General features: G+C 74.5%; 19 protein-coding genes and 1 tRNA gene. 5 read left to right on the forward strand and 15 right to left on the reverse strand.

Going from position 1 to position 23,249, the window contains the following annotated elements; all coding sequences use genetic code 11:
• Positions 1-10: 10 nt before the first annotated feature.
• Positions 11-925 carry an aldo/keto reductase gene (locus tag BRM1_RS02665; protein WP_160952378.1) on the reverse strand — a complete coding sequence of 305 codons (915 nt, stop codon included), beginning with the start codon at positions 923-925 and terminating at the stop codon, positions 11-13.
• Positions 926-1,007: 82 nt separating this feature from the next.
• On the opposite strand from BRM1_RS02665, the gene BRM1_RS02670 reads away from it, so the two are divergent.
• Positions 1,008-1,832, forward strand: a complete 825-nt coding sequence (locus BRM1_RS02670; RefSeq protein ID WP_268527913.1) for an undecaprenyl-diphosphate phosphatase — start codon at positions 1,008-1,010, stop codon at positions 1,830-1,832.
• A gap of 194 nt (positions 1,833-2,026) precedes the next feature.
• Here BRM1_RS02670 and BRM1_RS02675 read toward each other — a convergent pair whose 3' ends face one another.
• Positions 2,027-2,758, reverse strand: coding sequence for a histidine phosphatase family protein (locus BRM1_RS02675; RefSeq protein ID WP_268527916.1), 732 nt, complete (start codon positions 2,756-2,758; stop codon positions 2,027-2,029).
• Positions 2,759-2,818: 60 nt separating this feature from the next.
• Between BRM1_RS02675 and BRM1_RS02680 the strand changes: the two genes are divergently transcribed.
• Positions 2,819-3,022, forward strand: a complete 204-nt coding sequence (locus tag BRM1_RS02680; RefSeq protein ID WP_160952381.1) for a DUF5703 family protein — start codon at positions 2,819-2,821, stop codon at positions 3,020-3,022.
• Positions 3,023-3,029: 7 nt separating this feature from the next.
• Positions 3,030-4,004 (forward strand): DMT family transporter, encoded by a 975-nt coding sequence (locus tag BRM1_RS02685; protein WP_268527919.1) that lies wholly within the window; start codon positions 3,030-3,032, stop codon positions 4,002-4,004.
• A gap of 193 nt (positions 4,005-4,197) precedes the next feature.
• Here the strand turns inward: BRM1_RS02685 and BRM1_RS02690 are convergent, their stop codons facing one another.
• The 6 genes from BRM1_RS02690 to BRM1_RS02715 form a co-directional block, all read right to left on the reverse strand.
• Complete coding sequence (locus tag BRM1_RS02690) at positions 4,198-5,517, reverse strand: M20/M25/M40 family metallo-hydrolase (protein WP_268527920.1); 1,320 nt, start codon at positions 5,515-5,517, stop codon at positions 4,198-4,200.
• 34 nt (positions 5,518-5,551) lie between these two features.
• The gene (locus BRM1_RS02695) at positions 5,552-6,190 is read right to left on the reverse strand and encodes a hypothetical protein (RefSeq protein WP_268527923.1); all 639 of its coding nucleotides are present in this window, start codon (positions 6,188-6,190) and stop codon (positions 5,552-5,554) included.
• Positions 6,191-6,299: 109 nt separating this feature from the next.
• Positions 6,300-6,387, reverse strand: a tRNA-Leu gene (locus tag BRM1_RS02700).
• A 55-nt stretch (positions 6,388-6,442) separates the two neighbouring features.
• On the reverse strand, positions 6,443-7,321 hold the full coding sequence (locus BRM1_RS02705; RefSeq protein ID WP_268527927.1) for a MaoC/PaaZ C-terminal domain-containing protein: 879 nt from the start codon (positions 7,319-7,321) through the stop codon (positions 6,443-6,445).
• Positions 7,321-8,703 carry a 3-oxoacyl-ACP reductase gene (locus tag BRM1_RS02710; protein ID WP_268527929.1) on the reverse strand — a complete coding sequence of 461 codons (1,383 nt, stop codon included), beginning with the start codon at positions 8,701-8,703 and terminating at the stop codon, positions 7,321-7,323. Before BRM1_RS02710 ends, BRM1_RS02705 begins: the two co-directional genes overlap by 1 nt.
• Positions 8,700-9,983 (reverse strand): acetyl-CoA C-acetyltransferase, encoded by a 1,284-nt coding sequence (locus BRM1_RS02715; RefSeq protein ID WP_268527932.1) that lies wholly within the window; start codon positions 9,981-9,983, stop codon positions 8,700-8,702. The genes BRM1_RS02710 and BRM1_RS02715 overlap by 4 nt, the downstream gene beginning before the upstream one ends.
• 104 nt (positions 9,984-10,087) lie before the next feature.
• Between BRM1_RS02715 and BRM1_RS02720 the strand changes: the two genes are divergently transcribed.
• Both BRM1_RS02720 and BRM1_RS02725 read left to right on the forward strand, forming a co-directional pair.
• Positions 10,088-10,741: a TetR/AcrR family transcriptional regulator gene (locus BRM1_RS02720; protein WP_268527934.1), complete on the forward strand. Its 654-nt coding sequence runs from the start codon at positions 10,088-10,090 to the stop codon at positions 10,739-10,741.
• On the forward strand, positions 10,738-12,810 hold the full coding sequence (locus tag BRM1_RS02725; RefSeq protein WP_268527937.1) for an acyl-CoA dehydrogenase family protein: 2,073 nt from the start codon (positions 10,738-10,740) through the stop codon (positions 12,808-12,810). The genes BRM1_RS02720 and BRM1_RS02725 overlap by 4 nt, the downstream gene beginning before the upstream one ends.
• 105 nt (positions 12,811-12,915) lie before the next feature.
• Here the strand turns inward: BRM1_RS02725 and metX are convergent, their stop codons facing one another.
• The 7 genes from metX to BRM1_RS02760 all read right to left on the reverse strand — a co-directional run bounded on the left by metX (position 12,916) and on the right by BRM1_RS02760 (position 23,107).
• Positions 12,916-14,049 (reverse strand): homoserine O-acetyltransferase MetX, encoded by a 1,134-nt coding sequence (gene metX / locus BRM1_RS02730; RefSeq protein WP_268527940.1) that lies wholly within the window; start codon positions 14,047-14,049, stop codon positions 12,916-12,918.
• A 5-nt stretch (positions 14,050-14,054) separates the two neighbouring features.
• Positions 14,055-15,365, reverse strand: coding sequence for a bifunctional o-acetylhomoserine/o-acetylserine sulfhydrylase (locus tag BRM1_RS02735; RefSeq protein ID WP_160952391.1), 1,311 nt, complete (start codon positions 15,363-15,365; stop codon positions 14,055-14,057).
• A 209-nt stretch (positions 15,366-15,574) separates the two neighbouring features.
• Positions 15,575-16,534, reverse strand: a complete 960-nt coding sequence (locus BRM1_RS02740; RefSeq protein WP_160952392.1) for an AlkA N-terminal domain-containing protein — start codon at positions 16,532-16,534, stop codon at positions 15,575-15,577.
• Between the two features lie 87 nt (positions 16,535-16,621).
• Positions 16,622-17,095, reverse strand: coding sequence for a GNAT family N-acetyltransferase (locus tag BRM1_RS02745; RefSeq protein WP_160952393.1), 474 nt, complete (start codon positions 17,093-17,095; stop codon positions 16,622-16,624).
• A gap of 81 nt (positions 17,096-17,176) precedes the next feature.
• Positions 17,177-20,872 carry an error-prone DNA polymerase gene (locus BRM1_RS02750; protein WP_268527945.1) on the reverse strand — a complete coding sequence of 1,232 codons (3,696 nt, stop codon included), beginning with the start codon at positions 20,870-20,872 and terminating at the stop codon, positions 17,177-17,179.
• Positions 20,845-22,515 carry a Y-family DNA polymerase gene (locus BRM1_RS02755; protein WP_268527948.1) on the reverse strand — a complete coding sequence of 557 codons (1,671 nt, stop codon included), beginning with the start codon at positions 22,513-22,515 and terminating at the stop codon, positions 20,845-20,847. Before BRM1_RS02755 ends, BRM1_RS02750 begins: the two co-directional genes overlap by 28 nt.
• Positions 22,451-23,107, reverse strand: a complete 657-nt coding sequence (locus BRM1_RS02760) for a porin (RefSeq protein WP_160952394.1) — start codon at positions 23,105-23,107, stop codon at positions 22,451-22,453. The genes BRM1_RS02755 and BRM1_RS02760 overlap by 65 nt, the downstream gene beginning before the upstream one ends.
• Between the last annotated feature and the right edge of the window lie 142 nt (positions 23,108-23,249).

The raw sequence follows: 23,249 nt of genomic DNA on the forward strand, positions 1-23,249 counted from the left end.
CCGATGCAGGCTAGACCAGGCCGTCCGGCGCGGAGATCTGATCGAGGGCATCGCGGATCTCCGGCTCGAGGACGAGCTCGGAGGCGAGGATCTCCTCCAGCTGGGCCGGGGTGCGCGGCGCGACGGCCGAACTCGCCCACCCCATCGACCGGTTCCAGGCCAGCGCCACATCGAGGGGGCTGGCCCCCAGCGCGCTCGCGGCGCGCGCCGCACCCGCGACCACCTGGCCCGGGCCGTCCTCGAGGTAGGGCTCGACATAGGCGCGGGCGGCCCCGGCTGCCCGCGAGTTCTGCGGCGTGCCCGAGTCGTACTTCCCCGTGAGGACCCCGCGGCCCAGGGCCGCGCCCGCGAACACGCCCAGCCCCAGGTACTCCGCTGCCGGTGCGAGCTCGGCCTCCGCGTCGCGGGCCAGCAGCGAGGCCTCGGCCCACGCGGCGACGAGCGGGGCGCCCGCGCCGCACAGGGCGGCGAGCTGCCAGCCCGTGCAGTGGGCCGCCGCGGCGTAGTGCGCCCGGCCGGACTCCACGAGGCGGGTCAGGGCCCCGGCGGTCTCCGCGAGCGGGGTAACGGGATCGAAGGCGTCGAGGATGACGAGGTCGAGCGCGTCGCGGCCCAGGCGGTCGAGCACCTGGGAAGCCTGGTCGAGCAGGGTGGCGCGCCCGGCGCTGATGCGCACGTCGTCGCCCCGCCCGGCGATCCCGATGCGCGCGGCGATGCCCACGCCCTTGGGGATGGTGAGGGAGCCCAGGACCTCGGCGGCCGGGGACTGGAAGGCGGGGATCTCGATGAGCGTGCCGCCGGCCCGGGCATAGCCGTCCACCAGCTCCTGCGCGGTGCCGGCAGCGACGCCGCGGCCCCAGTCGAACGCGCCCAGGGTGAGCTCGGAGGCGAAGAATCCGCTGTGACCGACGCGATTGACCTGCATGTCTGTTGAGGTTACCCGATTCGAGGCCCTACGCTGGCCTACGGCCGCGCGACCGCCGGCCGCGGGCACGGAAGAGGAGACTATGGACTGGCTCGTAGCGGGCATCTTGGGTGTGGTGCAGGGGCTCACGGAGTTCCTGCCGATCTCCTCGTCGGCGCACCTGCGCATCATCGGCGAGTTCCTCATGCCCGGCCGCGAGCCCGGGGCCTTCTTCACCGCGATCATCCAGATCGGCACCGAGGCGGCGGTGCTCGTCTACTTCTGGGACGACATCGTCGCGATCATCACGAAGTGGTGCCGGGCGCTCGTGGGCCGGCACGACCGGCGCGACCCCGAGGTGCGCATGGGCTGGCTCATCATCGCCGGGTCGATCCCGATCGCCGTGCTGGGCCTGCTGTTCCAGGACGCGATCGAGACGACGCTGCGCAGCCTGTGGGTCGTCGCCTCGATGCTCATCGTCTTCGGCATCATCCTGGGCCTGGCCGACCGGTTCGGCCGCCAGGACCGCACGCTCGGGCAGATGACGTGGGGCCAGGGCGTCGCGTTCGGCCTGTTCCAGGCGCTCGCGCTCATCCCGGGCGTCTCCCGCTCCGGCGGCACCATCACCGGCGGCAGGCTCATGGGCTTCACCCGGGAGTCCGCTGCCCGCTACTCGTTCCTCCTCGCGATCCCCGCGGTGCTCTCCTCCGGCCTCTACAGCGTGTACAAGGCGATCGGCGAGCCCTCGTCGCTAAGCTGGGGCCCCACCGCGTTCGCCACGATCGTGTCGTTCGCCGTGGGCTACGCCGTGATCGTGGGCTTCCTGCGCTTCATCGAGACGAAGTCGTTCGCGATCTTCGTGTGGTACCGGGTGGCCCTGGGCCTGCTGCTCTTCCTGCTGCTCGGCACCGGCGTCCTCACCGCCTGAGCCGCGCCCGCGCCGGCTGCTCGGCCGGCAGTTCGGGTGCGTGGGCGGGGGCGTGAGCGCACGGGGCCGGTACCCCGGGCACACTGGGCCCGCGCCCTGGGCCCGTTCGGCCGGCGCTGCGGGCTCTCCGTGCGTGCCCCAGCGGGCGTTCGGCCCTCACCCCGCGCGGGGCGCCGCCCGGATGCGCTGCGGTGCTACGCGCCGTCCCCGCCGCCCAGCTGGGCGCTGCCGGCCGTGCCCGAGGCGGTCACGGACATCGCCGCGACGGTCGGGTGGGCATGGGGCACGGAGGGATCGTCGGGGTAGTCGATGATGCTGTAGGAGCCCGGCGCGACCGCGATGCGCTGGAAGTCGTCGAGGTCCATGCCGAGCGCATCGGCGAGGATCGCCTTGATGATGTCACCGTGGCTCACGACGATGCCGACCGCGCCGCCCGCTCCCCCGCCGCCGCCGCTGCCATTCGGGGCGCCGTTCGCACCGCTCTCATCGCCGGCCCGCAGGTCGCGCAGCTCGGCCGCGAGCGCCGCGACGCCGGCCCGCGCCCGGGCGGCGGCGCCGGCCAGCGCCTCGCCGCCCGGGAACACGACTCTGGAGGGCTGACGGGCGACCAGCCGCCACTCGTCGAGCGCCCCGAGCTCGGCCAGCGTGCGCCCCGACCAGGCGCCGTAGTCGACCTCGTCGAAGGCGGGCTCGGCGCGCACCTGCGCGGCGCTGACGGACTCGAGGAGCAGCCCGGACGTCACGGCGCAGCGCTCCACCGTCGAATGCGCGAGGATCGCCGCGGAGGACACCGGGAAGCGGCGGCCGAGTGCGAGCACATCGGCCCGTCCCGCGGCGGTGAGCTCGACGCCGGGCAGCCGGCCGGCCAGCACTCCCGCGACGTTCGCACCGGTCTGGCCGTGGCGCACGGCGATGATTCGGACCATGGGCCCAGGCTAGCCGACCGGCTGGTAGAGTGCTCGGGTTCATCCGATCGAGGAGGCCGTATGAAGCGGACCCGCGCCGCCATGGAGTACGAGTTCAGGACCGTGCGCTTCACCCGCGACACCCCGCGCGGCGAGGCCAAGCAGGCGCTCACCGAGGCCGCGGAATACGGCCGCTGGGAGCTGGCCCGGACCCGCATCGGCATGGGCGGTGTGCGCACGCACTGGCTGCGCCGGCGCATCGTGCGCGTCGAGCGCACCGCCTGAGCCGCCCGTGAGCGCCGCTCCCGTCCGCGACTCCCCCCTCGCCGCCGTCCTCGCGGCCGCCGCCGCCATGATCGCCGGCTCGGCCATGGCCGTGCAGGGCCACTCGAACGGCGTGCTCGCCGGGATCGTCGGCTCGGGCATCCTCGCCGCCACCGTCTCGTTCGCCGGGGGCCTCGCCGTCCTCATCGTCGTGTGCGCGGCATGGCCGAGCGCGCGCCGCGGGATCGGGCGCGCCCGGCGCCTCGTGGCCGCCGGGCAGTTCCCCTGGTTCATGCTGCTGGGCGGGGTGGGCGGCTCGCTCATCGTCATCTCGCAGTCGCTCACCGTCCCCCTCTTCGGGGTCTCGATCTTCACGATGGCGTTCGTGTGCGGCCAGCTGGGCGGGGCGCTGCTGGTCGACAACACGGACCTGCCCCCGGGCGGGCGCCGGCATCCGACGCTGCCACGCCTGGCCGGGACGGGGATCGTGCTGGCCGGTGTGGTCGTCTCCTCCGCGGGGGTCTTCGGGCAGGGCATCGCCTGGTGGGCGCCCCTGCTGCCCCTCATCGCCGGCGTCGGTACCGCATTCCAACAGGCGTTCAACGGGCGGCTCAAGGCGGCGGCGAACTCCGCCGCCGCGGCGACGTTCACGAACTTCCTCGTGGGCACGGTCTTCCTGGCCGTGTGCTCGGCGCTCGTGCTCGCGACCGGCACTCCCGTGCGGGGCGCGCCCGAGCTGCCCGCGCAGTGGTGGACGCTCATCGGCGGCGTACTCGGCGTCGTCTTCATCGGCGTGTCGACCCTCACGGTCGCGCGGCTGGGCGTCCTGCTGCTCAGCCTCACGACGCTATTCGGCAATCTCGCCGGCTCGCTCGTCACGGACGTCATCACCGGCAGCGCCGCGACGGCGCTGGCCCCCTCCACGCTCATCGCGATGGGGCTCGTGCTCGTGGGCGTGTGCGTGGCCTCCGTGCCCGGCCGCCCCCTGGGCCGCCTGCGCTGAACCGCAGGAGGGGCGCACCGAGCCGCTGAGGCGCCGCCCGAAGTGCGGTCGGAGCCCCCGGTCGGCCGCAGCCGCCGGATGGGCGGCCCGACTGCCCGGGCGATGGCCCCGCCCGCACCGAAGCGCCGGTCCCCTCCCGGGCCGGGCCCGAGGCGCAGGGCGGCGGCCTGCCCGCCCCCGCCTCGGGCGCGGCTCAGGCCTCGCGCATGAACCGGCCGAGCACCCGGGTGCCGAAGTCCAGCGCGTCGAGCGGGACGCGCTCGTCGACGCCGTGGAACATCGCCGGGAAGTCGAGCTCGGCGGGCAGGCGCAGCGGCGCGAAGCCGTAGCCGGTGATGCCCAGGCGGGCCAGCTGCTTGTTGTCCGTGCCGCCGGACAGGGCGTAGGGCATGACGTCGGCGCCGGGATCCTCGGCCTTGAGCGCCGCGATCATCTGGTTGACGAGCGAGCCCTCGAAGGGCGTCTCGAGCGCGATGCCGCTGAGCAGCGGCACGACGTCGACGTTCTCCCCCGCCAGCTCCTTGAGCGTGAGCAGCGCGTCCTCGGACCGGCCCGGCAGCGTGCGGCAGTCCACAAGCGCCTCGGCGGTGCCGGGGATGACGTTGTGCTTGTAGCCGGCGTCGAGCACCGTGGGGTTGGCCGAGGTCGCGAACGTCGCCCCGACGAACTTCTGCACCGAGCCCAGCTCGTCGAGCAGCGCCTGGTAGTTCTCCGGGGCGAAGTCGATCCCCGTGAGCTCGGCGACGCCGCGCAGCAGGTCCTGGGTGGCCCGCGGCAGCTCGATCGGCCATTCGTGGGCGCCGATGCGCGCGATCGCCGCGGCGAGCGTGACGACGGGGTTGTCGCGGTTGACCTGGGAGCCGTGCCCGGCGGTGCCGTGGGCGACGAGCTTGACCCACTCGATGCCCTTCTCGGCGGTCTGGACGAGGTAGATGCGCTGGCCGCGCACCTCCACGGAGTACCCGCCCACCTCGGAGATCGCCTCCGTGGCACCGGCGAACAGCTCCGGGTGGTGTTCGACCATGTAGCGCGAGCCGTACGTCGAGCCGGCCTCCTCGTCGGCGAAGAACGCGATGATGAGGTCGCGCCGGGGCACAATGCCCTCGCGCATCATCGCGCGCACGTTCGCGATGATCATCGCGTCCATGTCCTTCATGTCCACCGCGCCGCGGCCCCACAGCATGCCATCGCGGATCTCACCCGCGAAGGGGTCGACGCTCCAGTCCTCGGCGGCGGCCGGCACCACATCGGTGTGGCCGTGGACGACGAGGGCGGGGGCGCTCCGATCGCTGCCGGGGATGCGGGCGACGAGGTTGGCCCGGCCGGGGGCGGACTCCTCGATGACGGATTCGAGGCCCACCTCGGCGAAGAGCCGCTGGATGTAGTCGGCCGCGGGGCGCTCGGGGTTGGCCCGGTTGTCGCCCCAGTTCTGGGTGTCGATGCGGATGAGCTCCTGCGCGATGCGCACGACCTCGTCCTGCGCGGCCGGGTGGGTCTGCGTCTGCTCTGCCATGGCTGCCTTCCGTCGGTGGGGATCCTCCGGCAGTCTAGCGAGGCGCGCCCGCCGCCTTCGCAGCCGACCACGAGCCGAACTGCTTGCGCACGGCGGCACCCGAGGGGCGGGGCCGGCCCGCGCTCGCCTCGTCCTTGGCCCAGGGGGCGTAGGCTGCGAACGGCGCGCTGGACCCCGCCGCTGCGAGGAAGTCGCGCATCGCCTGAGCGTAGTCCGCGGCGGAGAAGCGGGTGTTGCCCCGCTGCCGGCCGCGCCCGGAGGCCGGCAGGCCCACCGCTGTCATCGCATCGTTCCAGTACTGGGCGCCCAACAGGGCCCGGACGGTCTGCGAGGTGGGCGGCCAGGTCCGCAGACCCGAGCGCGCGCTCATGCCGTGGGCGGTCAGCCAGGCAGCGCGCGCGGCATCGTAGGCCTCGGCGCTCAGCGGGCTCGCCTCGCCCGCCGCGATGACCTCGGCCGCGGCGGCGGCGCCGGCGGCGAGCTCGCTCAGCAGCGCCTCGGCCTGCGCCTGGTCCGCACCCTGGCGCACGAGTGCCGCGCGGATGACGCGCGCCTCGGCCTCCGGCAGCGCGGCCCCAGCCGCCTCCGGGCCGACGGAGGGCAGCCCCGCCCCGGCGGCGTAGAGGAACCGCACGGCGGTGGCGGCGGCGGGCACGGTCTGCGGGCTGGGCATGGGCCAAGCCTAACTGCGCTGTCCACGGGCTCCCTGACAGGAGACAGGGCCCGGCAGGAGCAAGGGCCCCGGCGAATCAATCGATTCGCCGGGGCCCTTCGCCGTCCTGTGCGCGGAGGGGGACTTGAACCCCCACGCCCGCTAATTGGGGCACTAGCACCTCAAGCTAGCGCGTCTACCTATTCCGCCACCCGCGCAGGCAACGGATAGAACAATACACGCCCGCTGGCCGGGTGCCAAATCCGTGCCTGATCAGCGCTTTTGCACGCGGGTGAGGACGTGCGGCTTGCCCTTGGACGGGCTGAAGACGGCGGTCGAGAACCCCTCGGCGTCCCGGTCGAACTGCGCGTAGCCGGCGGTGCCGGGCAGCGTGAGCGGGCTGGCGAACTGCACCGTCCAGTCGAAGGCGTCCAGGCGCGGGTCCGCGGCGGCGAGCGCGCGCGCGGCCGTGTACATCCCGTGCGCGATCGTCGAGCGGAAGCCGAACGCCTTGGCGGCCAGCACGCTCACGTGGATGGGGTTGTAGTCCCCGGACACGCGGGCGTAGGTGGGCCCGATGCCCCGCGGCAGCCGCCACAGCGCGGTGGCCGTCAGCCCGTCGGGCATCGCCATCCGTTCGGCGGGCTGCCCCGCGGCCGCCCCGGGCACCGTCTTCCCCCGCGCCAGGTACGTGGAGGACTCGGTGAAGACGGGCTCGCCGTCCACGCTGCCGGCCACGAGGATGTCGACCTCGGTGCCGTTGTGCACCGCGCGCAGGGGCGACAGGCTCACCTCCGCGCGGACCTTCTCGCCCACGCGCACCGGTCGCAGCTGGGCGAACGCGTTGCGCACGTGGACCATGCCGAGCACGGACAGCCCGAAGCCGGGGTCCGTCATGAGCTCCAGGCTCGGCGCGAACCCGAGCGTGTGGAGGTAGGCCGGTGAGACGGTGTCGCGCACCGGCGCGTCCACGACGGTGTCGAACCGTGAGACGGCCAGCGGGTCGAGCACGGTGTCGGCCACGATCGTGCGCGCGGGGACGTGGGCGCTCGGCGTGCCCCGCCCGGGCAGCAGCCCGCGCAGGGCACGCGCGTAGGTCGCGCCCGCCGAGGCGCGGGCCGGGGTGCGCTCGTTCGCGCCCTGCCCGGCCATCAGGCGCCCACCATGTTCTGGCCGCACACGCGCAGCGTGCGCCCGTTGATCCCGGCGGCGGCGTCCGAGGCGAGGAATGCGATCGCCTCCGCGACGTCGCGCGGCAGCCCGCCCTGGGCGAGGCTCGACAGGCGGCGGGCCACCTGGCGGGTGAGCACGGGCATCTTCTTCGTCATCTCCGTCTCGATGAAGCCCGGGGCCACGGCGTTGATGCTGCCCGAGCGGCGCGCGAACGAGTCCGCGGCGGCCGCGGCCATCCCGATGACGCCGGCCTTGGAGGCCGCGTAGTTCGTCTGCCCGCGGTTGCCCGCGATCCCGGAGGTCGAGGCCAGGGAGACGACGTGGGGGGCATCGCCCCACGCGCCCAGCTCGTCGAGCCGGTCGTCCATGCGCAGCTGGGAGAGGACGTTGACGCCCAGCACGGAGGACCAGCGCCCGGCGTCCATGTTCGCGAGCATCTTGTCGCGCGTGATCCCCGCGTTGTGGATGAGGATGTCGATGGGCCGGCCGACGGCGGCGGCGATCGTGTCCGCGGCGTCGGGGGCGGTGATGTCGGCCTGGATGGCCGTGCCCCGCACCCGGTTCATCGTGTCGGCCAGCGCCTGGCCCGCGGCCGGGACGTCGACGCCGTAGACCTGGGCGCCGTCGCGGTGCAGCACCTCGACGATCGCCGCGCCGATGCCCCGGGCCGCGCCCGTGACGACGGCGACGCGCCCGGCCAGCGGCGCGGCCGCGGAGTCGCCGGTGGCGGCGAAGTCGGCGGCGCCGATGCGCCGGCCGCGCTCGGAGTCGACCGTGAGGAACTGGCCGGAGACGTAGGCGGACTTCGCCGAGAGCAGGAACCACAGCGCCGCGGCGACGGAGGGCGCCTCGGGGCCGACGCCGTCGAGCAGGATGCCGTTGGCGGTGCTGCCCGAGCGCATCTCGTGGGCCGCGGAGCGCAGGATGCCGGTCACGCCGCCGCGCGCGGCGTTGAGCGCCGGGTCGACGGGCGCCGCGGCGGCCTCATCGGCCGTTGCCGGGGCATCGGAGAGCGTGATGACGCGACCGCAGGTGACGAGCCCGCGCAGGGCGGTGCCGACGGCGAGCGTCGCATCCTGCAGGTCGGCCGGGGTCTGCGCGCCGTCGTAGGCGGCGATGATCGCGCTGTAGCGCTGGCCGGGATCGGCGGCGCGCTGGACGGAGAAGCCCGCGTCGACGAGCAGGCCGGCCAGCGCCTCGGCACCGGGGGTGGCGCCCGCCACGAGGACGGGCTGTGCCAGGTAGCCGTGCTGCGGGTCGTCGGGGCTGAAGCGGCGCAGCGGCACGGGCGCGGGCAGGCCGAGCTTCTTCGCGATCCCGCGCAGGGGTCCGTTGACGAGGTCGAGGTACGTATCGCTCACTTGGCTGCCTCCACGATCGCTGCGAGTCCTTGTCCGCCGGCGGCGCAGATGGAGATGAGTGCGCGCTGCTTGCCGGTCGCGTGCAGGTACTTGGCGACCTGGGCGACGATGCGCCCGCCGGTCGCGGCGAACGGGTGGCCCGCCGCCAGGGACGAGCCCAGCGGGTTGAGCCTGTCGCGGTCGATCGAGCCCAGGGGGCCGTCGAGGCCGAGCCGCTCGCGGCAGTACTCCTCGCTCTCCCAGGCAGCGAGGTGGCACAGCACGGTTGCGGCGAATGCCTCGTGGATCTCCACGACGTCGAAGTCCGCGAAGGTCAGGCCGTTGCGGGCCAGCAGGCGGGGCACCGCGTAGGCGGGGGCCATGAGGAGGCCCTCGGCGCCGGAGACGAAGTCCACCGCGGCGGCCTCCGCGTCGACGATCTGCGCCAGCGGCGTGAGGCCGTGCTCGGCGGCCCACTCGTCGGAGCCCAGCAGCACGGCCGAGGCGCCGTCGGTCAGCGGCGTGGAGTTGCCGGCGGTCATCGTGGCCTCGCCGTCGAGCTTCGTGCCGAAGACCGGGCTGAGCTTGCCGAGCTTCTCCACGGTGGAGTCGGGGCGCAGGTTCGTGTCGCGCGACACGCCCAGGAACGGGGTGACGAGGTCGGCGAAGAACCCCTCGTCCCACGCCTTGCCGGCGCGCTGGTGGGACAGGGCGGCGAGCTCGTCCTGGGCCTGGCGCGAGATGCCCCACTCGAGGGTCGTCATGGCCTGGTGCTCGCCCATGGACTTGCCGGTGCGCTGCTCGCCGGCCTCGGGGCCCTGGGGCGCGAGGTCGGCCGGGCGCAGCCGGGCGAACGCCTTGAGCTTCTGCGCGGTGGTCTTGGCGCGCATTGCGTCGAGCAGTGCGGTGCGGGCGTTGTCGCCCAGCACGAGGGGGGCGTCCGAGGTGGAGTCCGCGCCGCCGCCGATGCCGGACTCGAGCTGGCCCAGGCGGATCTTGTTGCTGATGCCCAGGATCGCCTCGAGGCCGGTGGCGCACGCCATGCCCACGTCGTAGGCGGGGGTGGTGGGCGCGAAGGCGGAGCCGAGCACGGCCTCGCGGGTGAGGTTGATGTCGCGCGGGTGCTTGATGACGGCACCGCCTGCGACCTCGCCGATCCGCTCGCCGGCCAGGCCGTAGCGGGCGGCGAGGCCGTCGAGCGCGGCGGTGAGGAGATCGCGCTCGGACGCGTGCGAGTATTCCTTGTTCGAGCGGGCGAACGGGGTGCGGTTGCCCCCGAGGATGAGTGCTCTGCGGGTCACGGTGCCTCCAGGTCGATGGGTTTATCTGTGACGAACAGTACCAGCCAGTTCTGCCGGTGTGATGCGCGTCCCGGCCCGCGATTCTTCCTGGTACGGTTCGTAACATGAGTTCGACAGGACGGGACGGCCGCGCCACCCGCTGGGACAGCCATCGCCGCGAGCGCCGGCGCGAGCTGCTCCGCGCCGTGCGCGCGGCCATCGCCGCCTTCGGCGAGGACGTCACGATGGAGCAGATCTCGCAGTACTCGGGCACCTCGAAGCCGGTCCTCTACCGCTACTTCGGCGACCGCCGGGGCCTGCGCCTGGCCATGGGCGAATGGGCGATGAGCACGATCCGCCGCCGCCTCCAGGAGGCCGAGGCGCCCGACAGCAGCCCGCGCGCCGTCCTCTACGCGATGATCAGCGCGTACGCCGAGCTCGCGGCCGCCGGGCCCGACGTCTACCGGTTCTGCAACCCCGCCGTCGCCGCCACGGACGAGCCGCCCTCGGGCGATGAGGCCCCCGTCGGCGGCTTCTTCGCCGACATCACCGGCCTGCTCTGCGAGCGGCTGGGCCTCACCGAGCCCACCGAGGTGCTCTGGGGCTGCGGCGCCATCGGCTTCGTGCGCGCCGCCACCGACCAGTGGCTCCACGCCCCGGCCGACCTGCCCGCCTTCGCCGGCCGGGTCGCCGACTGGCTCGCCGCCTCCGCGCCGGCCCCGGCCGGCCGGCCCACGCACGCACACGCCACCGCCACGTCCACAAGGAGGACACCATGACCGCTGCGAACCACCGGCTCGACCTCGACACGGGCTTCCTCGGCGCGCTCCTCGACGGCCCCCACGCGGACAAGCGCCACCGCGGCCGCGAGGTCGCCGAGCACGCCGATGCGCACCTGCCCGACGACCTCACCCTCGACCAGAAGCGCGAGGCGACGAAGGAGGCGCTCCACCACGTCGTCGACTCCGGCATGACGCAGCTGCCGCTGCCCGTCGACGCCGGCGGCAAGAACGACCACGCGGGCTACGTCTCGGGCTTCGAGGAGCTCGTGGCCAGCTCCCCCAGCCTCCAGATCAAGGCCGGCGTGCAGTTCGGCCTCTTCGGCGGTGCCATCCAGCACCTGGGCAACGCCGAGCAGCAGGCCAAGTGGCTCCTGCCTGCGCTCAAGGGCGAGCTGCTCGGCAGCTTCGCGATGACCGAGATCGGCCACGGCTCCGACGTCGCCTCCCTGGGCACCACCGCGCTGTACGATCCCGCGGATGACTCGTTCGTCCTCGACACCCCGTTCCGGGCGGCGACGAAGGAGTACATCGGCAACGCCGCCTGCCACGCGCAGGCCGCCGTCGTCTTCGCCAAGCTCATCGTCGACGGGGTGGACCACGGCGTGCACGTGCTGTTCGTGCCGGTGCGCGATGAGGACGGGGCGCCCATGCCCGGCGTGTCGTTCGAGGACGACGGGTACAAGGGCGGCCTGCCCGGCGTCGACAACGGCCGCATCGCGTTCGACCACGTGCGCGTCCCGCGCACCAACCTGCTCGACCGCTACGGCGCCGTGGACGCGGACGGCGTCTACTCCTCCCCCATCGAGTCCCCCGGCCGCCGGTTCTTCACGATGCTCTCGACCCTTGTCCAGGGCCGCGTGTCGCTGGACGGCGCGGCGACGGTGGCGGAGAAGCTCGCCCTCGACATCGCGATCCGCTACGGGCTCGAGCGCCGCCAGTTCAGCGGCGCGGGCGACGCGGAGACCGTGCTCCTCGACTACGGCCGCCATCAGCGTAGGCTCATGCCGCGCCTGGCCCGCGCCTACGCCGATGCCTTCGCCCACGAGAAGCTGCTGGAGAGCTTCCAGGCCGTCTTCTCCGGCGCCGATGACTCGGAGGCCGCCCAGCAGCGCCTCGAGACCGAGGCCGCGGGCTTCAAGGCGATGACGACGTGGAACGCGCTCGACACGATCCAGGTGTGCCGCGAGGCCTGCGGCGGGGCCGGCTTCATGGCGGAGAACCGCCTCGTCGGCCTCCACGCGGACCTCGATGTCTTCGCGACGTTCGAGGGCGACAACACGGTCCTGCTCCAGCTCGTGGGCAAGCGCCTGCTGGGCGACTACTCGGAGGAGCTGCGCCACATCGACTTCGGCGGCGCGGCGCGCCTCATCGGCTCCCAGGCCGCGGAGTACTCCCTCTACCGCTCCGGCCTGGCCAATGTGGGGCGCACGATCGGCGATCTGTTCACCCCGGCGCTCAACGCCTCGCGGATCCGCTCGGGCAAGATGCAGGAGGCCCTGCTGGCCAGCCGCGTCGAGTCGATGGTCGCGCAGGTCGCCCAGGACCTGCGCCCGGCGGCCAAGGCGGACCCGGCCACAGCGGCCGCGCTGTTCAACGACAACCAGCACGCGCTCATCGAGGCCGCCCAGGCCTACGTCGAGCTGCTCAAGTGGCAGGCGCTCAACGAGGCGATGCACGCGGTGGATGCGAAGGCCCACCCGAGCGAGGCGAAGGTGCTCCGGCGCATCCGCGACCTCTTCGGGCTCAGCCTCATCGAGGAGCACATCGGCTGGCACATCATGTTCGGCCGCCTGTCGATGGCCCGCGCCCGCCAGATCGGCCCGGCGATCGACCGCCTGTGCCGCAAGCTGCGCGACAACGCCGCGGAGCTCGTGGGCGCGTTCGGCTACGGCCCGGCCCAGCGCCGCTCCGCGATCGCCGAGGGCGCCGAGGCCGAGCGCCAGGAGGAGGCGGCGGAGTACCTGCGCCGCGAGCGGGCCAAGGCCGATGCCCCGGTCGACGAGAAGGTCCTCCACCGCCGCCGGAAGGCCGAGGCGAAGGCGGCCAAGGGCGCCCAGAAATCCTGAGCCGCGCGCCTCGCGGGGCCTCCCACCGGCAGCGGTGGGAGGCCCCGCTGGCAGTGGTCGCCACCGGAGAGGGTCCGGACGCCGCGCTCCGGCGGGCCGGGCGGCTCAGTGAGCGAGCAGCGCGGCGAGCACCTCGCCCACCGCGTGCGATTCCGTGAGGAAGCCGTCGTGGCCGGCGGCGGTGGCGATGAGCGCGTAGTCCACCCGGCCGGGCAGCGCCTGGGCGAGCTGCTCGACCTGGCCCGGCGGGTAGAGCCGGTCGCTTGACAGGGCGGCCACGGAGAACCGGCAGCGCGCGCCGGCCAGTGCCTCGGCGAGGTCGGCCGAGCGCCCGCGGCGCACATCGTGATCGCGCAGCGCGGCCGTGAGCACCGCGTAGGAGTTCGCATCGAAGCGGGCCACGAGCTTGTTCGCCTGATAGTCGAGATAGCTCTCGATCGCGTAGGCGCCCTGCGCCCCGGCCCCCGCACTCGGAACGGCCCCTGCGCGCGCACCCGCCTCCGCGCTCGCGCCGGGCTGGAGGTCGCGACCGAAGCGCTCGTTGAGGTCCGCGTCCGCCCGGTAGGTGAGGTGGGCGATCTGGCGGGCGAGGCCCAGCCCGGCGGCCGGGCACCGGCCGAGCGCCGCGTAGTCCCCGCCGCAGTAGTCGGGGTCCATGCGGATCGCGCGGAGCTGGGCGTGGGCCCAGGCGATCTGGTCGGCCTGCGAGTAGGCGGGTGCGGCGAGGATCCCCGCCCGCGCGACCCGCTGCGGGGCGAGCAGCGCGAGCTCCAGGGCGCGGGCGCCGCCCATCGACCCGCCGATCACCGCGTGCCAGCGCTCGATGCCCAGCGCATCGGACAGGGCGAGCTCCGCGCGCGCCATGTCCCGGATGCCCACGCGGGGAAAGCGCGAACCGTAGGGCAGCCCGTCGGCGGCGGTGCTCGCGGGGCCCGTGCTCCCGGAGCAGCCGCCCAGCGTGTTGGCGCACACGACGAAGAACTCGTCGGTGTCGATTGCGCGGCCGGGGCCCACGACGGCCTCCCACCAGCCCGGCGCGAACGCCCCGCTGCCGTCCACGCCCGCCGAGGCCACGTGCGAGTCGCCGGTGAGCGCGTGCTCGACGAGCACGGCGTTCGTGCCCGCCGCATTCAGGCGCCCGTAGGCCTCGTAGGCCAGGTGGACGGCCGGCAGCCGCTGCCCCGATTCGAGGCGGAACGCGCCGAGGTCCACGGCGGACGTGTGCACACTCAGTGCCATGGAACTCAGCCGCGGGCGGCGGCGAAGCCCTTCTCGAGGTCGGCGATGAGGTCATCGGCGCCCTCGAGGCCCACCGAGAGCCGCACGAGCGCCGGGGTGACCCCGGAGGCCGCCTGCGCCTGCTCCCCCAGCTGGGAGTGCGTGGTGGAGGCGGGGTGGATGACGAGCGAGCGGGTGTCGCCGATGTTCGCGACGTGGGAGTGCAGCTCGAGCGCGTCGACGAAGGCCACCGCGGCGTCGTAGCCGCCGGCGATCTCGAAGGCCAGCACCGAGCCGACGCCGCGGGGCAGGTACTTCTGCGCCAGGCCGTGCCACGGGCTCGAGGCCAGCCCGGCGTAGTTGACGGACTCCACCTGCTCGTGGGCCTCGAGGTAGGCCGCGATGCGCTCGGCGTTGGCGACGTGGCGCTCGATGCGCAGGCTCAGCGTCTCGAGTCCCTGGCTGAGGAGGAACGCGTTGAACGGCGAGGCGGCCGGCCCCAGGTCGCGCAGCAGCTGGACGCGGGCCTTGATCGCGTAGGAGACGTTGGCCCCGAACGCGGAGTCGGCGCCCAGGTCCCGCCCGAAGACGATGCCGTTGTAGGACTCGTCCGGGGTGTTGAAGCCCGGGAACTTCTCCGGCTCGGCCGTGTAGTCGAAGTTGCCCGAGTCCACGATGACCCCGGCGATCGCGGTGCCGTGGCCGCCCAGGTACTTCGTGGCCGAGTGGACGACGACGTCCGCGCCGTGCTCGATGGGCCGCACGAGGTACGGGGTGGCCAGCGTGTTGTCGACGATGAGCGGCACGCCCGCCTCGTGGGCGATCTGGGCGACGCCCGCGATGTCGAGGACGTCGGAGCGCGGGTTGGACACGACCTCGCCGAAGAGCGCACGGGTCTCCGGCCGCAGGGCGTCCCGCCACGCCTCGAGGTCACTGGGGTCTGTCACGAACGTCGTCTCGATGCCGAGCTTGCGCAGCGTGACGTCGAGGAGGTTGTACGTCCCGCCGTAGAGGCTGGGGCTCGCCACCACGTGGTCGCCCGCGCCCAGGACGTTGATGAGGGCGAGGAACTCCGCGGACTGGCCCGAGGCGGTCAGCACGGCGCCCACGCCGCCCTCGAGGTCCGCGATCCGGTTCTCCACCGCCTCGAGCGTCGGGTTGCCCAGCCGGGAGTAGATGGGCCCGAGGTCGGCCAGGGCGAACCGGTCCGCGGCGGTCTGCGCGGAGTCGAAGACGAACGAGGTCGTCTGGTAGATGGGCAGGGCGCGCGCCCCGGTGGCGGAATCGGGCTCCTGGCCCGCGTGGATCTGGCGGGTCTCGAAGGACAGGTCGCTCATGAGGGGCTCCTCGCTGTGGCGGTGTGGCTTGGGCTGCGGCACGCGGATGCGCGTGCCCGACACCACGCACGCTAGGAGAGGCCGCCGAGGCGCCCCGGCGGGTTCGTCATGCGCGCGTCACCGGGCGTCATGGGGCGTCACAGGGGCGGGCGCCGGGTTTGCGCCCTGCCGGGTGCGGTGGAGCTCGGGTGAACCGGCCGGGCGGGGCCTCAGAAGAGCCAGACGAGCATGCCGGCGTAGGAGCGCCAGGGCCGGCAGCCCTCCGCGTCGATGCCGCGCAGGTACATGTCCCCGCCCAGCCACACGTCCGGGTCGCGCAGCAGGCGCATGCGCACGTAGCCGGCGCTCCACTCGCCCACGCCCGCATAGGCGCTCAGCGCGGCGGCCGGGTCGTCCGCGCTCGCGTCCGCTCCTGTCGATCGTGCACCGGACTCCAGGACCAGCCGGCCGGCGGCGAGGTCCGCGGCGAGCGCGCGGATCGCCTCGGTGCTGCGGGCCGGCAGGCGCAGGGGGCGAGCGGGATCGGGCTTGCCGGGCACGGCCGGTGGGATCCCCTCGGCCAGCTGGGCGGCGGTGGGGACGAGCACGCTGAGCCCCTCGAAGGCGCTGGCGGAGCCCCCGGGCCGGTAGGGGGTGCCGAGGTGCTCGGCGGCCTCCCCCAGGTAGCCGACGGCCCGGGCCACGGCGATCTGCTGCCCGCTGATCGCGCGCAGCAGGGCCTCGGGCGCATCCGGGATGCCGGGCACCCTCACGCCCGGCCGCGCGGCGATGGCCTGCGCGGTGAGCGGATTGCCCGCCAGTGCGGCGCCCACCGCCGCCGGGTCCGTGTCGAGGTCGAACAGGGCGCGCACGGTGGCCAGCGCGGCATCCGCGTCGTCCTCGCGGGCCAGCTCCAGGCGGGCGCGGGCGGCCCAGCGCTGGGTGGCCGGTGCCTCGGCGGCCGGCGCGTGCGCTGCCGTCACCTGCGCTGCGGGTGTGCGCGGCGCCGGCGCGAAGGTCACCTCGCAGGCCCCGGGGCCGCCCGGCAGGTGGAGCGTGCGGGCGTAGCGCAGGCGGCCGCCCGGCAGCCGCTGCGCGTGCTCGACACCGCGGATCGCGCGGTGGGACAGGAAGGCGAAGACACCGGGGGCATCGTACGGGGCGGGCAGTGCGAGGTCGCGCTCTTCCATGGGGTGGACCCTAGCGGGTGCCCGCCCACGGGTGCGCGTCCGCGAGCGTCTCGGCCCCGCGGATGGGGGCGGGGCAGGGTGGCGGGCTCAGAGGGGGCGCTTGAATCCCGTGTGGCTGGCCGCGTAGCCCAGTGAGGCGTAGAAGCGGTGGGCCCCGGTGCGCGTGGCATCGGAGGTCAGCTGGGCGAGCACCGCACCGTGCCGGCGACCCCAGGCGTGTGCCCAGTTCAAGGCGGCGGTGCCCAGGCCCGTGCCGCGGACGCCCGCGGCGAGCCGGACCGCCTCGATCTGCAGCCGCGTGGCGCCGCCGCGCGCCAGACCCGGGATGAGCGTGAGCTGCAGGGTGCCGCAGACGTCCCCGCCCTCGTCGGCGATCACGAGGAGCAGCTGCTGGGGGTCCGCGTCGATCCGATCGAACGCGGCGAGATACTGCTCCCGGTCCGCGGTCTCGCGCTCGCGGCCGAGCGGGTCGTCGGCCAGCAGGGCCACGATGGCCCCCACATCGTCGCGCCGGGCACGGGCAAGGGCGAATGCCCGCCCATCGGCCGTCAGCTGCTCCATGGCCCCATGATCGCAGGCTCCTGATCGCAGCCGCGGAGGCGTTCGGCCCCACCGCGCGGGCTCGGGTGCGCGGCCCGGCGCCTACCGGAAGTTGCGCGAGGCCACGGGCAGTTCGACGTCGAGCGGCACGAGCTTGTGCGCGTAGAGGCTCACGACCTCGCCGGCGCGCTGGAGCAGGCCCGTGACGACGAGCGTGGCGCGGGTGAGCGAGATGGGAGCGAAGCGCTTCATGAGCCCCGGGCTGCACACGACGTTGAGCATCCCGAACTCGTCTTCGATGTTCATGAACGTGATCCCCGAGGCGGTCCCGGGCCGCTGACGGTGCGTGATGATGCCGGCCACGGTGATCCGTTGGCCGTCGGACGCCGCGCGGGCGTCCGCGGTCGAGGCGTACCCCCGGGCCCGCAGCGCCCCGCGCAGCTGCTGTGTGGGGTACCCGTCGACCGTGAGGCCCGTGGCGAAGAGCTCCGCGAGTGTGACGTCGAAGGCGCCCATGAGCGGCAGGGCGGGCGCCGTGTGGACGGGCGAGGTGCCCGGCAGGGTCGCCGGCCCGGCCCCGGAGAGCGAGCCGGCGAGCCACAGGGCCTGCCGGCGGTCGAGCCCGAAGCAGTCGAATGCGCCCGCCGTGGCCAGGGCCTCGAGCACGCGCACCTCGACCCCGGTGCGCTGGGCCACGTCCTCGACGCTTCCGTAGGCGCCGTGGGCGCGCTCGGCGACGAGCGCCTCGGCGGCATCGCCCACGCCCTTGACCGCGCGCAGGCCGATCCGGATGGCGAACCCGCCCGTGGAGTCCGGGTCCGGTTCGAGGTCCGCCTCCTCCTGGGAGCGGGCGATGTCGACGGGCCGGATGCCCACGCCGTGGCGGCGGGCGTCCGCGATGAGGGACTGCGGCGAGTAGAAGCCCATGGGCTGGCTGCGCAGCAGGCCGGCCGTGAACGCCGCGGGGTGGTGGCGCTTGAACCAGGCGGAGTCGTAGACGAGGTTGGCGAAGCTGATCGCGTGGCTCTCCGGGAAGCCGTAGTTGGCGAACGCCGCGATCTTGTCGAAGATGACCTCGGCGAGCTCGGGTCCGATCCCCCGCTGGGCGCAGCCCGCGTCGAAGCGCTCGCGCAGCGCCTTCATGCGCGCCTGGGAGCGCCGCGAGCCCATGGCCCGGCGCAGCTCGTCGGCGTCCGCCCCGGAGAATCCCGCCACGTCGATCGCCATCTGCATGAGCTGCTCCTGGAACAGCGGCACGCCCAGCGTCTTGCCGAGCGAGGACTCGAGCGCGGGGTGGAGGAAGTCCACGGGCTCCTCGCCCTGGCGCCGGCGGATGTAGGGGTGGACGGAGCCGCCCTGGATGGGGCCGGGGCGGATGAGCGCCACCTGCACCGCGAGGTCGTAGAAGGTGCGCGGGCGCAGGCGCGGCAGTGTGGCCAGCTGGGCGCGGGACTCCACCTGGAAGACGCCCACCGCATCGGCCGCGCACAGCATGTCGTAGACCTCCGGGTCCTCCTGCGGGATGGCGGGCCGCTCGATGCGCTCTCCGGTGTGCGCGGCGACGAGGTCGACCATCTCGTGCAGCGCGCCCAGCATCCCCAGGCCCAGCAGGTCGAACTTCACGAGGTTCATGGCCGCGCAGTCGTCCTTGTCCCACTGGACGACCGTGCGGTCCTCCATCGTGGCGGGCTCGATGGGCACCACCTCGCCGATGGGCCGGTCCGCGAGGATCATCCCGCCGGAGTGGATGCCCAGGTGGCGCGGGGTGCCCAGGAGCTCCCCGGCGAGGTCGAGGACGGGGGCGGGGACCTGGGTCTCCGCGGGCTCCGGCAGGCTCGACCAGCGCGCGAGGCCCTTGGAGAACGCGTCCTGCTGGCCGGGGTCGTAGCCGAGGGCGCCCGCGGCGTCGCGCACGGAGGACTTGGCGCGGTAGGTGATGACGTTGGCCACCTGGGCGGCGCGGTCGCGGCCGTAGTGGGCGTAGGTGTACTGGATGACCTCCTCGCGGCGGGCGGACTCGATGTCGATGTCGATGTCCGGATAGCCCTCCCGCTCCGGGGAGAGGAAGCGGTCGAAGAGCAGCCCGAAGCGCACGGCGTCGACCGCGGTGATCCCCAGGACGTAGCAGACGGCGGAGTTCGCGGCCGAGCCGCGGCCCTGGCAGAAGATGTCGTTGTCGTGGCAGAAGCGGGCGATGTCCCAGACGATGAGGAAGTAGCCGGCGAAGCCCATCGCCTCGATCGTGGCGAGCTCCCGGTCGAGCAGCGCCCAGGCGTCCGGGCGTCCGGCGCGGTCGCCGTAGCGGCGCAGGGCCCCGGCGGCGACGAGCTCGCGCAGCCGCTCCATCTCATCCGCCCCCTCCGGCACGGGTGCCCGGGGCAGGCCCGCGCGGGCGGCCGTGAGCTCGAACGCGCACTCGGCGGCGAGGCGGGCGGCCGCGGCGACGGGCTCCGGGCCGAAGCGCTGGACCATCTCCTCCGGCGTGTGGATGCGCCCGGCCGCGGCGGGCGGCAGCCAGCCCGCGAGCTGTTCGAGCGAGCGGTGGGAGCGGATCGCCGCGCGCAGTTGGGCGCCGCGGAACTGGGCGTGCCCGGCGTAGTGGACGGCATTCGTCGCCACGGCGGGCAGGTCGCAGCGGGCCGCGAGCTCGCGCAGGTGGGCGATGCGCTCGTCATCGCGCGGGTCGCCGGTGCGGGTGAGCTCGACGGCGACCCGGTCTGTCCCGAAGAGGTCCGTGAGCCGCCGCAGCGCGCCCAGCCCGCCGTCCGGATCGCCCAGGCGGGGCAGGAGGGGTCCCTTGCGGCAGCCGGTGAGGATGAGCCAGTCGGCGCGCTGGGCAGCGAGGGATTCGAGGTCGAAGACCGGGCGGTTCTTCTCCCCGCGCTGATTGCCCGCGGTGATCGCGGCGGACAGGGCGCGGTAGCCCTCCACGCTGCGGGCGAGCACGAGGAGGTGCTCGGCGGCCGGGTCCACCTGGCCGGGGATCCGCTCGGCCAGCCCCAGGGAGAGCTCCGCCCCGTAGACGGTGGGCAGGCCGCGCGCGGCCGCGCGCTGGGCGAAGCGGACGGCGCCGTAGAGGCCGTTGTGGTCTGTGAGCGCGAGCCCGGACAGCCCCGCATCGGCCGCCGCATCGACGAGGTCCTCCGGTTCCGAGGCGCCGTCGAGGAAGCTGAAGTCCGAGTGCGCGTGCAGCTCCGCGTAGGCGATCGCGGGGGCCGCGTGCCGCAGAGTGGGCACCGGGGCACTGCAGGCGCCCGTGCTCTCGGGGGCCGCCGGGGCCGGCCGCGCACCGGGGCCGACAGAGCGCCCGGGCCCATCGGAGCCCCTCGGCCCCACGGAGACCGGCGGGGGCACCGCGGCAGGAGCGGCGCGGTGCGCGGGGGCCGTGCGGCGCGCGGGGGCCGTGCGGGCGGCGGTGGTCGGCTCGTCCTCGTAGCGCCGGGGCGCGCTCTTGCGGTCGGCGATGGGTGCGGGCTGCCCGGTGTTGGACTGCTGCCGGGAATTGGGCTGCTGCCGGGAGTCGGACTGCTGCGAGGGCGGGCTGGGCCGAGCGGCCGGGGCATTGGCCTGCCCGCCGGCGCGCACCTCGGCCCCGGGATGCGCCTGTCCCCCGGTGGGATCGGCCTCTCCCCCGGTGGAATCGGCCTCGGACCCTGCCCCGGGCTCGGTCCTGGGCCGGGCGCCGCTGTCCTGCTTGCCCGCGGGCGCGGGCTTGGACGAGAGCCGCCGCTCGAGCTCCGACCACGTGGTGCGCGGGTTGAAGAAGCGGCTCATGCCCAGCGCCCCGTGATCGCCCACTGGCCCTGTTCCTTGGCCAGCAGCAGCGCTTCACCGGCGGCGGTGACCACCTGGAGGCGCACCCGATACTGGCGGTACTCCGGCTCCCACCACATCGCCTCGACCGGCCAGCTCGACGAGTAGTCGATGACGGGCACCGAGCCGGCCTCGGGGATCGCCAGGAGCGCGGGCTCGCTGTCGAGGCCCGAAGGGCGGGCGATGACCGTGTGCCCGCGCGCATCGAGGAGGTCGACCGGCGTGTGCTCGACGAGCGTGGGCCGCGGGCTGGGCAGCTCACCGGGCCAGGGTGCATCGGGGTCGCGCTCGGGGTGCGGGGCCTGCCGCCACGGGGTCCACAGGTTCGTCTCCGCGGGCTCGCGCCCGCCCTGCAGGCCGGGCACCAGCACGGCATCGGCGCCGAAGAGGCCCTGGAGCCGCTCGAGCGTGCGCCCCACCTCGCCGGTCTGGGCATCGAAGAGGTTGTGCTGGGCCGCCAGCGGTTCGAGCAGCTCGGCGGCGGTGATCTCGATCGCGGCGATGCCGTCCTCGGCGAGCTCCGCGGGAGCATCCCCGGGGTCCGGCTGGGCCGCCCCCACCGCGCCCGAGGCGAGCCAGCCCTCCGCCTGCCAGCGCGCCCGGTCCGCGAGCTGGGTCTCCTCCATGGCCTCCAGGCGCCAGGTGCGCGCGCTCACGTCCCCCGTCGCGGCGGTGAGCGCGATCGTCGCCTGTGCGCACACGAGCCCGGCCGCGCGGACCTGGGCGAAGAGCGCGGCGGCCGCCTGGCGGGCGCTGAAGGAGAGCACATCGGAGCGGGTGGAGGCGGGTTCGACTACGGTGCGAGCGGAGAAGTCGCGGGCGCGCACGTGGTCGACGGGCAGCCGGTCGCTCAGTCCCGAGGCCAGCCGGTGGGCGCGGGCGCCCACGGCCCCGAAGCGGGCGTAGACGTCCCCGCCGGGCAGGGCGGCGAGATCGCCCAGCCGGTCGAGGCCCAGCCTGCGGCACAGGGAGGCGAACTCGGCGAAGTCCGCATCGGCCTCCGTCAGCGCGGCGATCGGCTGGCCCGCAAGGTAGTCGGGCGTCTGCCCCGGGGGCACGCGCGTGGCCGTGCGGGCGGCCAGGAGCGCGGCGAACGCGGAGTCGGCGAGGCCTGCGAAGACCTCCCAGCCGGTCGCATCGGTCAGGGCGGTGAGGACAGCTTCGACCGCGGCCTCCTCGTCCGGGCACGTGCGCGCCAGGGCGGCCGCCGGCAGGGCCACCGTGCCGGGGGCCATGAGCGTGAAGCGGGCGATGAGCCCCTCGAGGACTCCGATCCCCGCCGCAAACTCGCGGTGCTCGGCCTCGGTGTCGCGGGGCAGGGCGCGGGCGGCCGGGCAGCGGGTGCGCGCGGCGCGCTTGTTCAGCCCCACCTCCACGCCGGCCGCGCGGGCGGCGGCCGTGCAGGCGACCACCCGGTTGGCCGAGAGCGCGATGACGGGCTCGGCGGGCCCCAGGCCCAGGGACATGGCCAGGGCCGCCGCGGGCCAGTCCGGGACGGTGAGGATGAGCGTGCGCTGGGCCGCCGCGGCGGCGGGCGGGGGTGCGGTGAGCGCCGGTGGGGTCTCAGACAGCCCGGACCACCGCCTCGGCGGCTCCCGTGTCCGCGGGCAGCAGGAGGCGGTGGGCACCCGTGCGGGGGTGGGTGGCCGTGACGGCGCAGCGCCGCAGGCGCCCCCACCCCGCCGAGGTGCCCGTCCACTGGCCGGGCTCCGTTGCGATCTGCTCCGCGGCTCCGGCGAAGGGGCCCAGGCTGATGAGTGTCATGCGCCGCTCGCGGACCTTGGCGGCCAGCCGCGCGCGCTGCGCGGCCGAGGGTGCGAAGGCGGGGCGGGCGATGACGATGTCGAACGTCTCGACGAGGATGGACACGACGCGCAGCCAGTCCTCCCCCGGGGTGCGCAGGCTGATGAAGCGCTCGAGGTCCACGCCGAAGTCCGCCACCGAGGCCACGGCTGGCTCCCCCACGCCCACGGCCGCGGCCCAGTGCTGCTCCCGCGTGGCCCGTGCGACGCTCGCCAGCGCCAGCGAGAGCGCGTGGGGGCCCGTGAACTGGACGATCTCGCCCTGGGGCAGCCCGCCCCTGGCGAACAGAGGGCCCAGCACCTCGCTGACGGGGAAGGCGGGCCGCTGGGCGAACAGCTCGCGGCCGGTGCGCACGCCCGGCAGGCTGCTCAGCTGTGCGGTGAGCGCCTGGAGATCGGCTGCGGGGCGTGCGGACATGGCATCCAGTATCGAACGCCAGTTCGAATGAGGCAAGCCCGATTCGAATCCTCTTCGAATCCCCAGTTCAGGGGCCCTGGCGGGCAGGGTGACCTGTGGATGTGGCGACGCGGTGGCGCGACCGAGGCAGCGGGGGCAGTGA

The sequence above is a fragment of the Brevibacterium sp. BRM-1 genome (assembly GCF_026802075.1).
GTDB classification, from domain to species: Bacteria; Actinomycetota; Actinomycetes; order Actinomycetales; family Brevibacteriaceae; genus Brevibacterium; species Brevibacterium rongguiense.

Coding starts and splice junctions, on each gene's coding strand:
- BRM1_RS02665 (WP_160952378.1), bottom strand. CDS start 925: ATGCAGGTCAATCGCGTCGGTCACAGCGGATTCTTCGCCTCCGAGCTC.
- BRM1_RS02670 (WP_268527913.1), top strand. CDS start 1,008: ATGGACTGGCTCGTAGCGGGCATCTTGGGTGTGGTGCAGGGGCTCACG.
- BRM1_RS02675 (WP_268527916.1), bottom strand. CDS start 2,758: ATGGTCCGAATCATCGCCGTGCGCCACGGCCAGACCGGTGCGAACGTC.
- BRM1_RS02680 (WP_160952381.1), top strand. CDS start 2,819: ATGAAGCGGACCCGCGCCGCCATGGAGTACGAGTTCAGGACCGTGCGC.
- BRM1_RS02690 (WP_268527920.1), bottom strand. CDS start 5,517: ATGGCAGAGCAGACGCAGACCCACCCGGCCGCGCAGGACGAGGTCGTG.
- BRM1_RS02695 (WP_268527923.1), bottom strand. CDS start 6,190: ATGCCCAGCCCGCAGACCGTGCCCGCCGCCGCCACCGCCGTGCGGTTC.
- BRM1_RS02705 (WP_268527927.1), bottom strand. CDS start 7,321: ATGGCCGGGCAGGGCGCGAACGAGCGCACCCCGGCCCGCGCCTCGGCG.
- BRM1_RS02720 (WP_268527934.1), top strand. CDS start 10,088: ATGAGTTCGACAGGACGGGACGGCCGCGCCACCCGCTGGGACAGCCAT.
- BRM1_RS02725 (WP_268527937.1), top strand. CDS start 10,738: ATGACCGCTGCGAACCACCGGCTCGACCTCGACACGGGCTTCCTCGGC.
- metX (WP_268527940.1), bottom strand. CDS start 14,049: ATGGCACTGAGTGTGCACACGTCCGCCGTGGACCTCGGCGCGTTCCGC.
- BRM1_RS02735 (WP_160952391.1), bottom strand. CDS start 15,365: ATGAGCGACCTGTCCTTCGAGACCCGCCAGATCCACGCGGGCCAGGAG.
- BRM1_RS02740 (WP_160952392.1), bottom strand. CDS start 16,534: ATGGAAGAGCGCGACCTCGCACTGCCCGCCCCGTACGATGCCCCCGGT.
- BRM1_RS02745 (WP_160952393.1), bottom strand. CDS start 17,095: ATGGAGCAGCTGACGGCCGATGGGCGGGCATTCGCCCTTGCCCGTGCC.
- BRM1_RS02760 (WP_160952394.1), bottom strand. CDS start 23,107: ATGTCCGCACGCCCCGCAGCCGATCTCCAGGCGCTCACCGCACAGCTG.